Source organism: Actinomyces sp. Marseille-P3109 (genome assembly GCF_900323545.1).
Classification (GTDB): Bacteria; Actinomycetota; Actinomycetes; order Actinomycetales; family Actinomycetaceae; genus Actinomyces.
Window position 1 is genome coordinate 1,759,323 of record NZ_OOHN01000008.1, and the last position, 11,808, is coordinate 1,771,130.

An 11,808-nucleotide genomic window follows, 5' to 3' on the forward strand; every position below is an offset into this window, starting at 1 on the left:
CGGGGCGGCTCAGAGCGCCGCAGAACGGATCGGCGCCCGCCGTCGTCGGCTTCTTCCGGAGGAGAGACGTCTGCGTGCCGTGGTAAGCGCATGGGCGCGCCCCACCCGGATCTCACCCGCGCTCCGCCGACGCCACAGCCACCCGCCCGGAGACCACGACTCGCCGGGCGGCATCGTTCGACGGGCGTCACGGTTTCGTCGACAGCACGATCCTTAACTCTGAGAGTCGCTTGCCCGAGAACTGGGCCACGACCCGCCCAAAACGGCGCCAGCACTGAGTTTTTTCACGTTTCATCGCTCCCGCTATTGGACACCGTGTGCTAAAACTCACATCACAGAGCCGTTGCAGGATTCAACTACAAGCCGATTTTGACGGATCCCACAAGCGAAAGCGCGTTAGTCTCAGGACATGCACAACCGTCCGATCCCTTCACTCCCACGTCCCGCCCTGGGCGACTTGTCCGCGCGCGCCAACCTCTCAGCGGCGCGCCGGCGCGTCCTGGAGGTCGTGGAGGCTTCAAACGACGCGATGACGGCCGTTCAGGTCGCCAGCGCACTCAACCTGCACCACAACACCGTCCGTGAGCACCTGGACGCCCTGGTCGACGCCGGGTTCGTCACGGTGTCCACCAAGCCCACCGGCAAGCGGGGCCGCCCGGCCCTGCGTTACGCCTCGACGGCGCCTGACCCCCAGCAGATGGTCGACGCCTACCTGCTGCTGCTCGACGCGATCGCCGACACCCTGGGCGAGGGCGAGGAGGCCCGCGCCGCCGCCCTGGAGATCGGTCGCCGCTGGGCCGAGCTGACCCCCGGCACCGCCGCTGAGCCCGTGGTCGACGGCGAGGAGGTGGACCGGGTCACCGCCCTCATCCCCTACCTGGCGGTCATGGGCTTCGCCCCGGAGGTCTCCGGTGACACCGTCGTCCTGCGCTCCTGCCCGCTGGTCACACGCAACCACCGGCCGCGCGACCTGGTGTGCACCATGCACGAGGGGTTCCTGCGGGCCGTCGTCGGTCCCGACCCGGCGGCCTACGAGCGCATCAAGTTCTTGCCCAACGGGCCCGACGGCTGCCAGATCAGCCCTTCTGAGCCGGCCAAGCCGGCCCAGGAGGAGCGGGAGATGAACATCGTCCACGCCGACGTCGCCTGAGCCTCGGCACTCCGTCACCCACCACACCATCCGTCCACCTCTGACCACTACCGAGAACCGGCCAGAACCACCTGACTCACAGCGTTTCGGCCCCGGGCACAGCCGCCCGGGGCCGAAGCAGCGCTCAGAGCCGCATCCGGAGATCTCGGGCCGGATCAGCGGGTGTGGCATCGGCTCAGGCGGTGACCTCCAGGACACCGTGAGAGCCCTTCTCCATGTCGGCAAAGGAGTGGGACACGAACACGTAGTGGCCCGGCTCGGAGGCGACGCACTCGACGAAGCCGCCCTGGGCCGGGTGCAGGCCGAGAGCCTGGGACCCGCCGGACCAGGCGGACCCGATCTGGCTCGGACCGCCGAGGGTCCAGGCGCCCTCGAAGAAGACCTGGTCGAACTGCAGGCCGACGACGTGGAACGACGTCGGTTGGGAGGGCCCCGCGGCCATGACCCAGAAGCGCACGCGCTCACCCACCTTGGCCTTGAGCGGCTGCTGGTGGTACTGGAAGGCCACCCCGTTGAAGGTCATGAGGTCGGGGGCATTGGCCGCGATCTTGTCCGTGCTGGGCTCACCGCCCTCGGGACCGAGGTAGACCTCGGAGGCGACGATGACGTACTCGCGGTCCACGGCCGTCAGGCCCGGTGGGTCGATGATGACGGCCCCGTGCATGCCCGCGGCCAGGTGCAGGCTCATGGGCGAGGTGGAGCAGTGGTAGAGCCAGATCCCCGAGTGCTGGGCGGTGAAGGTGTAGACGAGGGACTCGCCGGGGTTGATCGAGCGCATCGCCTCGTCGGGCGGGGTGATCCCGGCGTGGAAGTCGATCGAGTGACTTATGGTGCCGTCGTTGACCAGGGTGATCTCGAAGGTGTCCCCCACCTTGCCGCGCAGGACGGGGCCGGGGACCTGGCCGTTGAAGGTCATGCGCCGCTGGGTGACGCCGCCGCCGACCGGCATGACCTGCTCCTTGACGGTGAAGGTGTGCCGGTGGGTCATGGGCCCGCCGTCGGGGCTGCTCGGGGCGGCCGGCAGGGCGGCGTCGAAGGCCTTGAAGTTGGCCGGCAGCTGGGCGGAGTAGTCGGGAACCGCGTCCTTGCCCGAGCCGGTCCGCCTGCTCTGGCCGCCGCCGTGCTGGTGGGCACCGGCGCCCCCTCCACCTGCGGTGACGTGGAAGACCATGCCCTGGGCACGGTGGCCGGCGATGGAGCACCAGCCCTCGACCGGCCCGGTGACGACGCCGGCGTCGAGCGTGCCCTTGGCCCTGGCGGCCACTCGGCCGGTGGTCTGGCCGGTGGCCAGGACGAGGTCGTGGACCTGGTCGGCGGTGTTGTCCAGGGTGATGACGAGCCGGTCGCCGGGGGTGACGTCGACCGTGTCCGGCACGAACCGCAGGCCCTCGACGCTGATGGTGGCGTTGACGGTGTTACCGGTGGCCTCGACGTCCTGAGTGGTTCCGCCCTGCCCCCGGTTGCCGATGACGCTGCCGACGACGACGGCCGCACCCGCGGTGAGCAGCCCCATGAGGATGCCGCGGCGGTCGGTGGAGTGCAGCAGGCCTCCCGACGGCGTCGACGCAGCGGGCGCCGTCGAGCCTGCTGACGTCACGGAGGCTCCGGAGGAGCCCGCCTCCTGGGCCTGCTTGCGGCGGCTGCGGTCGATGGCCGGCGCGGTGCCGGCCGTGACGGCCCGGCGGTGGGCGGCGTCGGCCTTGCCGGGAGCCGGGACGGCGGCCTCGGTGGTCTCGGCGGTCTCCTCCGGGGAGTCCGAGGAGGGGGTGCGCTCGCTGGGTGTCGTCATGGGTGTTCCCCTCGGGGCTGGGCGGGCCGGTGGCCCGCAGGGTCTGTCGGGTGAGCCGCGGCGGGAGCATCGGCTGCTCCGCCTGGGCCGGTTGCGCTGGTTTTCGTGGCTGTGGTGCGCGGCGTTCGCTTGCGCTGGGAGAGCTCGCGTAGGCAGAGAACCATGCCCACCAGCAGGTAGGAGGTCACCAGCGCGGCCAGGGCCCCGGCGACGACGCGCACCTGCCAGGGCGCGCCCGGGCTGACCGCCAGCAGGAGGCAGGCGTTGGCGGCGGTGACGCGGTAGGCGGCGCAGCGGTCCATGATCGCGTTGGTGGCCCGGGTGGCCGCGGGGCCGCCACCGAGCATCACCGGGGCCAGGTAGCTCAAAGCCGCCACGAGGATCTGGAGGGCGAACCCCGCCGCCAGGGGCAGGCGCAGGGCGTGGATGGCGTCGCGTGCGGAGGCGGCGTCGTCGGCCAGGGCCATGCGGGCCCCCAGGACGACGATGCAGCCGACGAACCAGGACACCGAGGCCGTGGCGGAGGCCGTGGCGAAGGAGGTCGGCGGGACCCGGCGGGCCGTCCTGTAGGCGGGCACGAGGACTCCGCAGGCACCGCCGAGGTAGACGACGGTGCCCAGGCCGGCCAGGGGCAGCCACAGCCCGGAGGCGGCCACGAGCACTGTGCCGCCCACGAGGTAGGGCAGACCGCGGGTGGTCCAGCGGGCGGCCTGCGGCTCCATGGGGGTGCGCAGCATCGTGGGCCACAGGACGGTGAGCGTGCCCAGGACCGTGGTGCCCACGAAGCCCAGCAGCATGGTGGTGGTGTGGGCCAGGTAGAGGCCGTCAGCCAGGCCGGAGCGCCCGCGGGCGTTGGACCAGGAGATGAGGAAGCCCAGGAGCGCGCCGGTGGCCAGCAGGACGAGGGCGACGGCGTAGTGGATGGCCAGGGAGGCCAGGCGCGGGGCGATGGCGCGACGGTACTGCACGGTGATGGCCACGACGCCGGCGATGGCCTGGGCCATGATGATGCCCGCCCCGATGAGCGCCGGCACCTGGCGGCCCATGGTGATACCGGTGAGCACGATGACCGTGCCGAGGCTGTGGGCGTAGAGGCGCGCGTCCAGGAGGGCGGCGCCGCCCAGGGCGGGACGGTGCAGGAGGGTGTCGGCGAAGTGGGCGGACCAGATGGTGATGGCGCTGCCGATCCCGCCCAGGAGCAGGGCGTGCAGGGGCAGCCACGTGCCCCAGGAGACCAGGGGGCCCACGATGGTCAGGCCCGCCAGGACCGCGGCGACCAGAAGCCAGGTCATGACGACGGCGTTGCGGCGCACCTGCGTGGTGCGCCGGGAGGGCTTCTTGGCGGGACGGCCGCCCGGGCCCTGCGATCGCCCGGGACCGGGGAGGGAACCGGGCCTGGAGCCGGGGGAGCCGATGGACAGACTCATGCGGAGCCCCCGCCTGTCTGCGTCGTCGAGCCGGGCACCGCGGCAGCGACCGGACGAGCCGCCGGGGTGGCCGTCGCGGCCTTGCGGATGCTGCCGGAGGTGAGCACGCGTCCCAGGGTGAGGACCATGAAGACGCCGATCGCCGCCACCCCGATGGCGCCGCCGACCTGCCAGATACCGGCGGTCCCGGACAGCAGGCCCGCGACGCGCACCGCCATACCGGCGTGCAGCAGGACGTAGGGCAGCCACATGAGCCGGTGGTAGGGCAGCGCGCGGTGGACGATCGCCGGAATGATGACAGGGGCATGGGCCAGGATCATGGAGAAGGCGAAGCCGACCGTGATGGCGTGGATGACGATCTCGTAGGCCGAGCCGCCCAGTCCGTCGAGGCCCCACAGCGACCAGACCGCCCCGGCGAGGGCGAGCCAGACGTAGCCGGCGAGCATGGAGGCCGCCATGAAGCGGACCCCGCCGCTGGTCCGGACCGTGCGCCGAGCGACGTCGTAGTAGGCCATGATGACGGCCAGCCCCAGCAGGGCTGGGCCGGCCACGAGGTGGGCGCCCTGGCCGACCAGCAGCAGGCAGGCACCCAGGACCGCGGCGACGGACAGGGCCTCGACGACGGTCTCGACCGTCTCGTCGAGGAAGGCGATGCGGGCCAATTCCAGGCGCTCACCGACGATGGTGAGCACGGGGAAGAGCAGCCACAGCGGGACGACCTCCTCGATACCGCGACCGCCCAGCCACAGGACGTCTCCCAGGAGGAGGGCGACGGCGCCCATGGCCTCGACGTCGACGGCGGCGCTGGGGGCGCGCCGGTGAACCCGCAGGTAGACGGCGCACAGGATGCAGGCGGCGGCGCTCATGAGGCCCCGGCCCACGGCGTCGGGCGCTCCGGCCATGAGGGTCAGGCAGCCCGCGGCGTTGCCCAGCGGGGCGAGGAAGGCCCAGGGGGCGCGGGCTGCGACAGCCCGCTCCAGGGCGATGACGGTGCCCAGGAAGCCGACGAGCATGAGGGGGCCGTGGAGCGCCGCCAGCCTGGCGCCGCTGACGAGGGCGGGCAGGTTGAGACGCAGGAGGGCGGCGTTGAGTCCCATGAGGATGCAGGCGGCCCCCAGGGCCAGGGCCACCAGACGCGGCGCCACCCGGGTGGTCAGCGCCCGGCTGAGGCGGCCGGCCGCGTCGTCGGCGGTGGGCGCCTTGACCTGCGCGTCTGCCGCCACTGCCGGCTTGTCCGTCTCCACGGCCTAACCGTATCCAACAGCGCTGGAAACACCCGCACGCACAACAACAAAAAATTCATAGACGACACGGCTCCGCGTCATCTATGAGATTTTGGTTGCTTTTGGTAGGGGTCATGCCGCTGGGGGCGGACGGTCGTTCCTCCCGGCCCCGCGGTGGTAGTAAGGTCGCGCCCACCAGTACGAACGCACTGAAGGAGACCCCTATGAGTGAGAGCCCCGAACTGCTGCCCGTCACCGAGAAGAAGTCCAGCTGCGGCTGCCACGAGCACAGCGACGAGCGCCTTACCTTGGACGCGCGCGCCATCCCGCACCGTCTGCGCCACGCGGCGGTCATCGGTGCCGCTTCATCCCTCAATCCGGGCGAGGGCTTCGACCTGGTGGCCCCGCACGTCCCCACCCCGCTGCTGGCCCAGATCGACCAGCTGCCCTTCACCTTCCAGCACACCCTGCTGGAGCAGTCCGAGGGCTTCGCGCGCGTCGAGATCTTGCGCACTGCCTGATCCTCGGACGCGGAGTGCGCCTCCCGATCCCGAGCGTCCGGCAGATATGCTCGTTCCATGACGCCAGCACCGCTTGATGCACTCGCTTCCGCGGTCGTCGGCGTGGGCGAGTCTCGTGCTCGCCTCACGGACCTGCCCATGCCGACGGCCCGGACGGTGCTGCCCGAGTCTCCCGAGGCACTCAGGTCCCCGGCGCCGACGCGCCCGGCGGAGCCGATTCCGCAGGTGGCGACCCTCGCGCCCGACGGCGTCCCGGAACGTCTCACCGATCGGTACGGGCGCACCGTGCGCGACCTGCGTCTGTCCATCACGGACCGCTGCAACCTGCGCTGCACCTACTGCATGCCCGCCCAGGGGCTCGAGTGGCTGCCCACCTCGGACCTGCTGACCACCGCCGAGCTCACCCGGCTGGGGCGCCTTGCCGTCGAGCGCCTGGGGGTGGAGCGCATCCGCCTCACCGGGGGCGAGCCCCTGCTGCGCCGGGACCTGGAGGAGATCGTCGCGTCCCTGGCCACCCTGCGCACGGCCGAAGGCGGCAAGCCGGACATCGCCCTGACCACCAATGGTCTGGGACTGGACAGGCGGGCCTCCGGCCTGCGCGAGGCCGGCCTGGACCGCGTCAACATCTCCATCGACTCCCTGGACCCCCAGGACTACGCCACCATCACCCGACGCGACCGGCTCGGTGATGTCCTGGCCGGGATCGCCGGCGCCCAGGAGGCGGGTCTGGCCCCCATCAAGGTCAACGCGGTCGCCCTGCCCGGCACCGTGGAGACGCGCGCACCCCAGTTGCTGGCCGAGTGCCTGCGGCGCGGCTGGCAGCTGCGCTTCATCGAGCACATGCCACTGGGACCACGCGAGTCGTGGCGCAGCCAGGACGTCGTCGGGGCCCGGCAGGTCCTGGCTGCTCTGAGGAACGCCGGCTTCGCCCTCACCGAGGCGGGCCGCCCCGATCGGCGCCCGGCCGCCCTGTGGGACGTGGCCGCAGGCACGCACGGGGGTCAGACGCACCCGGCCGGGAGCGTCGGCATCATCGCCTCGGTCACCGCACCCTTCTGCTCGGATTGCGACCGCACCCGTATCACGGCCGATGGGCGCCTCATGACCTGCCTGTTCTCAGCAACCGAGACCGACCTGCGCGGTCCCATGCGCGCCGGGGCCGACGACGACGAGCTCATCCGCATCTGGGCGGGGGCCACCTGGCTCAAGCCCCGCGCGCACGGCTCGGACGCACCGCCTGAGGCCGACGGCTTCACCCGACCGCAACGCACCATGTCGGCCATCGGCGGCTGACCGCATCCGAGCCGCACCCGATCAAGGAGTCCCCAAGATGAGCCCCTCCCCCGAGCCCGCGAGCGCGGCACGCGCAGCGACGGACACAATGACAAACACAGCGACGGTGTCTGAGACGCTGTCGGTGACCCTGCGCTACTTCGCCGCAGCCGCCGAAGCCGCCGGCCGTCCCGAGGAGCGCCTCGACCTGCCGGCTGGCACAACGCTGGCGGGGCTGCGCGAGCAGCTGGCCGGGCGCGGCCTGGAGATGGCGCGGGTCGTGCCGATCTGCAGCTTCCTCGTCAACTCGGTCTCCACCCCGGCCGACTCCCTCACTCCCCTGGCCGACGGCGACGCCGTCGACGTGCTTCCGCCCTTCGCCGGCGGGTGAGGCTCGCGCTCCCACCCCACTACCCGCATCGAGCCGGGCATTCTTCGCGTAGCCTTACCGTTTTTCCGCCCGGCTACGCGAAGAATGCCCGCCTCGGCGACAAGGGGAGGCAGGAAGGAGGGATCGGCCTGTCAGGCGAGGTTGCTCCACTGGGCCGAGCCGTCGGTGAAGGTCTGGCGCTTCCACACGGGCAGGCGCATCTTGACCTCCTCGACGATCTCGCTGCAGACGGCGAAGGCCTCGGCGCGGTGGTCGGAGCTGACCGCGACCGCGAGCGCCGCGTCCCCGATCGTCAGGTCTCCGACGCGGTGGACGACGCCCAGGGCCCGCACCCGACCGCGCTCGGCGACGTCACGAGCGATCTGCTCGACGATCTGCCCGGCCGTGGGGTGGCAGGAGTAACCGATGCCGGTGACGGCACGGTCGGCGTCGTGATTGCGGACCACGCCCTCGAAGGTGACGACGGCGCCGGCGGCCGCGTCGTGGACGGCGCCGGCGAGCTCGGTGACGCTGATGAGCGCCTCGGTGACCTCGGCGCGCACCACACGGGCGCTCCCTGGCTTCTCGGGGCTGGTGGTCACGAAGATCTCCTCGTCCTGGGGCGTCTTGCTGTGCATCGGTCCGGCGGCCCCGCGGAGGTCGGGGTGTCGTCGGCCGCGAGCATACCCAGATGGGCGGGGCCCGCCGAACGGGCATGATGGGCACACGACGACGTCGGCCGACCGCCTGAGCGGCGGCCCGGTGGCGGCTCTGCCGCACCTGAGGACGGCTCGTCGAGAAAGGACCGCTATGACGCAGATGATTCCCCTGGAGGACTACGTCACCCAGGTGCTTGAGCCCCTCTCCCCCCTGGAGGGCGGTCGGCTGGCGCTGGGGCAGGCGCACGGCCGGGTGCTGGCCGAGGACGTGACCGCGGCCGTGCCGGTGCCGCCGTGGACGAACTCGGCGATGGACGGTTACGCCGTGCGCGCCGAGGACACGACCGCGGCCTCACCGCAGTCGCCCGTGGTACTGCCGGTGACGGGGGATGTTCCGGCCGGAGCCGCCCCGCAGCCCCTGGCTGCGGGAACCGCCCAGCGGATCATGACCGGGGCGATGCTGCCGGAGGGCGCTGATGCAGTGGTCAAGGTGGAGGACACCGATCAGGCACCCGGCCCCCACCCGCTGCCGGAGCGCGTCGAGCTCCACGCCGAGGCCCGGCCGGGGCTGAATGTGCGCCACGCCGGGGAGGACGTGCGCGCAGGCGATCCGGTCATGGCAGCGGGCACGAGGCTGTCCGCTGCGGCCGTCTCCGCCCTGGCCTCCGTGGGACTCGGCTCCGTGCCGGTGACGGCGCGGGTGCGCGTGGCCGTGGTCTCAACCGGGGCCGAGCTGCGCGATGCCGGAGAAGTGCTCACCCCCGGCACGATCCCGGACTCCAACGGCCTGCTGCTGGCCGGGCTGGTGGCCGAGCACGGGGCGGACTGCGTGAGCGTGGCTCGCAGTGGCGACAGCGCCGAGGAGCTGGCCGCGGTACTGCGCCGGGCCGCGGCGGACGCCGATCTCATCGTCACCTCGGGTGGCGTGTCCGCGGGGGCCTTCGACCCGCTGACGATGCTGGCGCAGGCTCAGCGGGGAGAGGAGCCCCCGGTGCGCCTGGACTTCGTCAAGGTGGCCATGCAGCCGGGCAAGCCTCAGGGCCACGGCTGGGTGCGCGCCGACGACGGTCGGCGGGTCCCCATCATCTGCCTGCCGGGCAACCCGGTGAGTGTCCTGGTCTCCTTCACGACCATCGTGGCGCCCGCGCTGGCCCGACTGACCGGACTCAGCACCAGCCCGGATGCCGGACGAGACGGCGACCTGGCGGGACGGCCCCGGCTGACGGCACGCGCGGCCGTGGCCTGGCGGACCCCGCCGAGCCGGCGTCAGCATGTGCCGGTGCGCTTCACCGAGCCTCCCGCCGACGCGGCAGGAGCCGACCCCGCAGGGCCCCTCGGGGACCAGACCGGGCAGGACGCGGGCCTGCCCTGGGTGACGCCCACCCACCGGCTCGGCTCGGGCTCACACCTGGTGGCCTCGCTGCCCGCCGCCCAGGCGCTGGCGGTCGTGGCCGCCGAGGTCGAGGCGGTCGACGTCGGCGACGCATTGCCCCTCATCCCACTCCCCCACTCGTTCCCCTACCACCTCCAGGCGCGCGCGGATGCACCTCAGAGCTCGCGGACAGACCCTTCAGGGTCAGCCGTCAGGGCCTAGGGTGCGTCCACGACGAGTGCCCGCAACCCAGTGAAGGAGCCGCCTCATGGATCCCCGCCCCGAGATCACCCTCACCCACCTCGATGAGGCGGGCGCCGCCTACATGGTGGACGTCACCGCCAAGACCCCGACTGTGCGCGAGGCCCGCGCCAGCGCCTTCGTGGCCTGCTCGGAGGCGATCGTGACCGCCCTGCGCGAGGGCGCGGTCCCCAAGGGGGATGTCCTCGCCGTGGCCCGCGTGGCCGGGATCGCGGCGACGAAGAAGGTCCCGGAGCTCCTCCCGCTGGCGCACGTCATCGGCGTGCACGGGGCGCGCGTGGACCTGGAGATCGTCGACGGCGGCGTGCGCATCGAGACCACCGTGCGCACGGCCGACCGCACGGGGGTGGAGATGGAGGCCCTCACCGCCGCCACCGTGGCGGGCCTGGCGATCGTCGACATGGTCAAGGGCGTGGACCGGGGCGTCGAGCTGCGCGAGGCCAAGGTGGTGGCCAAGTCCGGCGGCCGCTCCGGAGACTGGGTACGCGGTGACAGCGCCTGACCCGACGGAAGACCGCGTCGTGAGCGCCGACGCCGCTGCAGACGCGCCCGGCGGCCCTGACATATCAGGCTCGATCGACGTCGTCGTGCTGGCCGGCGGGACCGGTAGGCGGTTGGACGGGGCCACCAAGCCCGACGTCGTCGCCCGCGGAGCGCGTCTGCTCGACCACGTCCTCTCCGGTCTGGAACAGCTGCGGGGCCAGGGCCTTCCACTCGGGCACGTGTGCGTCGTCGCCCCCGCGCAGGTGGCGCTTCCCGGAGGCGTCCTGCGAGCGCTGGAGGACCCGCCGCTGGGCGGGCCGGTCGCCGGCATCGCGGCCGGACTGGCGCGCCTGGGCCGGTGCGGACCCGCCGCCGGGCTGATCGGAGTCCTCACCTGCGACGCGCCGACCTCCTGGCGGGCGCTACCGGCCCTCATCGAGGCGCTGTACGACGGCGATCCGGGAGCCGACGGCGTCTGCGCCCGCGACGGCGACCACGTCCAGTACCTGCTGGGCCTCTACCGGCGAGCGGTGCTGGCCGCGGCCGTCGCCCCGGGCGGTGCTCCTCTGCGCGACGTGGCCGTGCGCCGGGTCCTCGGGAGGCTCCGAGTCTCCGCCATCACCCTCCCCCACGGGATCGTGAGGGACCTGGACACCTGGGACGAGGTCCGCGCCTGGGACTGCGGCCTCTGCGAGTGACGATCCCGCTCGGACCGAGGCTCTCAGTGGTCGCCGCCGCCGAGCTGCTCGAGGACGTGGGGCACGAGGGGGCCGATGACGGCGACGGTGTCCTTGACCCCGCCGCGCGAGCCGGGGGCGTTGACGACCAGGGCGCCGGCGTCGCCGCGGGAGGTCACCCCCACCAGGCCGCGTGACAGACCTGCCAGCGGGGTCTTGCTCAGGCCGTAGGCACGGATCTGGGCCTCAAGTCCTTCCATGCGAGTGTCAAGCAGCGGGGCCGTGGCCTCCGGCGTGAGGTCACGCGGCGTGACCCCGGTTCCGCCGGTGGTCAGGACGACCCGGGCTCCGGCGGCCACCGCCCGCGAGATCGCCTCGCGCACGGGCTCGACGCCGTCGGGCACGAGGTCCACCTCGTCGACGATGACGTCGTACTCGGCCAGGAGGCGTTGAGCCAACGGACCGGAGAGGTCCTCGCGCTCTCCGCTGACGCACCGGTCAGAGACGGTGATGACGGCACCCTTGACGGGCTCGGGGAGGGGCACCAAGCCCTTCTGGACGATCGAGGTCTCACTCATGGGGCCACCGTAGTCCGTGCACGCCC

12 protein-coding genes are annotated in these 11,808 nt (G+C 72.5%); 7 read left to right on the forward strand and 5 right to left on the reverse strand.

Going from position 1 to position 11,808, the window contains the following annotated elements; genetic code table 11:
• The first annotated feature begins 409 nt into the window (after window positions 1-409).
• A complete protein-coding gene (locus tag BQ8008_RS07730; RefSeq protein WP_108833508.1) occupies window positions 410-1,150 on the forward strand; it encodes a helix-turn-helix transcriptional regulator in 741 nt (246 codons plus the stop codon).
• Window positions 1,151-1,325: 175 nt separating this feature from the next.
• On the opposite strand, the gene BQ8008_RS07735 is transcribed toward BQ8008_RS07730, so the two are convergent.
• The 3 genes from BQ8008_RS07735 to BQ8008_RS07745 are packed head-to-tail and all read right to left on the reverse strand — an operon-like array spanning window position 1,326 to window position 5,610.
• Window positions 1,326-2,939, reverse strand: coding sequence for a multicopper oxidase domain-containing protein (locus tag BQ8008_RS07735; RefSeq protein WP_108833509.1), 1,614 nt, complete (start codon window positions 2,937-2,939; stop codon window positions 1,326-1,328).
• The gene (locus BQ8008_RS07740; protein WP_108833510.1) at window positions 2,936-4,366 is read right to left on the reverse strand and encodes a hypothetical protein; all 1,431 of its coding nucleotides are present in this window, start codon (window positions 4,364-4,366) and stop codon (window positions 2,936-2,938) included. Before BQ8008_RS07740 ends, BQ8008_RS07735 begins: the two co-directional genes overlap by 4 nt.
• Window positions 4,363-5,610 carry a hypothetical protein gene (locus BQ8008_RS07745; RefSeq protein ID WP_108833511.1) on the reverse strand — a complete coding sequence of 416 codons (1,248 nt, stop codon included), beginning with the start codon at window positions 5,608-5,610 and terminating at the stop codon, window positions 4,363-4,365. The genes BQ8008_RS07740 and BQ8008_RS07745 overlap by 4 nt, the downstream gene beginning before the upstream one ends.
• Window positions 5,611-5,813: 203 nt before the next feature.
• Here BQ8008_RS07745 and BQ8008_RS07750 point away from each other — a divergent pair, with 203 nt between their 5' ends.
• The 3 genes from BQ8008_RS07750 (at window position 5,814) to BQ8008_RS07760 (ending at window position 7,773) form a co-directional block, all read left to right on the forward strand.
• A complete protein-coding gene (locus BQ8008_RS07750; RefSeq protein ID WP_003785642.1) occupies window positions 5,814-6,110 on the forward strand; it encodes a DUF2249 domain-containing protein in 297 nt (98 codons plus the stop codon).
• Window positions 6,111-6,167: 57 nt separating this feature from the next.
• Window positions 6,168-7,403, forward strand: coding sequence for a GTP 3',8-cyclase MoaA (gene moaA / locus BQ8008_RS07755; protein WP_108833512.1), 1,236 nt, complete (start codon window positions 6,168-6,170; stop codon window positions 7,401-7,403).
• A gap of 88 nt (window positions 7,404-7,491) precedes the next feature.
• Window positions 7,492-7,773 carry a MoaD/ThiS family protein gene (locus tag BQ8008_RS07760; RefSeq protein WP_108834785.1) on the forward strand — a complete coding sequence of 94 codons (282 nt, stop codon included), beginning with the start codon at window positions 7,492-7,494 and terminating at the stop codon, window positions 7,771-7,773.
• A gap of 131 nt (window positions 7,774-7,904) precedes the next feature.
• On the opposite strand, the gene BQ8008_RS07765 is transcribed toward BQ8008_RS07760, so the two are convergent.
• Complete coding sequence (locus BQ8008_RS07765; RefSeq protein WP_108834787.1) at window positions 7,905-8,318, reverse strand: molybdenum cofactor biosynthesis protein MoaE; 414 nt, start codon at window positions 8,316-8,318, stop codon at window positions 7,905-7,907.
• 244 nt (window positions 8,319-8,562) lie between these two features.
• Here BQ8008_RS07765 and BQ8008_RS07770 point away from each other — a divergent pair, with 244 nt between their 5' ends.
• From BQ8008_RS07770 to mobA, 3 genes are read left to right on the forward strand one after another with little or no spacing between them, the layout of a single operon-like run.
• A complete protein-coding gene (locus BQ8008_RS07770) occupies window positions 8,563-10,005 on the forward strand; it encodes a molybdopterin molybdotransferase MoeA (protein ID WP_108833513.1) in 1,443 nt (480 codons plus the stop codon).
• A gap of 46 nt (window positions 10,006-10,051) precedes the next feature.
• Window positions 10,052-10,546, forward strand: a complete 495-nt coding sequence (gene moaC / locus BQ8008_RS07775) for a cyclic pyranopterin monophosphate synthase MoaC (RefSeq protein WP_108833514.1) — start codon at window positions 10,052-10,054, stop codon at window positions 10,544-10,546.
• Between the two features lie 19 nt (window positions 10,547-10,565).
• Window positions 10,566-11,225, forward strand: a complete 660-nt coding sequence (gene mobA / locus BQ8008_RS07780) for a molybdenum cofactor guanylyltransferase (RefSeq protein ID WP_108833515.1) — start codon at window positions 10,566-10,568, stop codon at window positions 11,223-11,225.
• 23 nt (window positions 11,226-11,248) lie between these two features.
• Here the strand turns inward: mobA and BQ8008_RS07785 are convergent, their stop codons facing one another.
• Window positions 11,249-11,782, reverse strand: a complete 534-nt coding sequence (locus BQ8008_RS07785; RefSeq protein WP_108833516.1) for a MogA/MoaB family molybdenum cofactor biosynthesis protein — start codon at window positions 11,780-11,782, stop codon at window positions 11,249-11,251.
• Window positions 11,783-11,808: the final 26 nt, after the last annotated feature.

Bases quoted from the DNA above. Each gene is read 5' to 3' on its own strand.
- BQ8008_RS07730 (WP_108833508.1), top strand. From the start codon at position 410: ATGCACAACCGTCCGATCCCTTCACTCCCACGTCCCGCCCTGGGCGAC.
- BQ8008_RS07735 (WP_108833509.1), bottom strand. From the start codon at position 2,939: ATGACGACACCCAGCGAGCGCACCCCCTCCTCGGACTCCCCGGAGGAG.
- BQ8008_RS07740 (WP_108833510.1), bottom strand. From the start codon at position 4,366: ATGAGTCTGTCCATCGGCTCCCCCGGCTCCAGGCCCGGTTCCCTCCCC.
- BQ8008_RS07750 (WP_003785642.1), top strand. From the start codon at position 5,814: ATGAGTGAGAGCCCCGAACTGCTGCCCGTCACCGAGAAGAAGTCCAGC.
- moaA (WP_108833512.1), top strand. From the start codon at position 6,168: ATGACGCCAGCACCGCTTGATGCACTCGCTTCCGCGGTCGTCGGCGTG.
- BQ8008_RS07760 (WP_108834785.1), top strand. From the start codon at position 7,492: ATGACAAACACAGCGACGGTGTCTGAGACGCTGTCGGTGACCCTGCGC.
- BQ8008_RS07770 (WP_108833513.1), top strand. From the start codon at position 8,563: ATGACGCAGATGATTCCCCTGGAGGACTACGTCACCCAGGTGCTTGAG.
- moaC (WP_108833514.1), top strand. From the start codon at position 10,052: ATGGATCCCCGCCCCGAGATCACCCTCACCCACCTCGATGAGGCGGGC.
- BQ8008_RS07785 (WP_108833516.1), bottom strand. From the start codon at position 11,782: ATGAGTGAGACCTCGATCGTCCAGAAGGGCTTGGTGCCCCTCCCCGAG.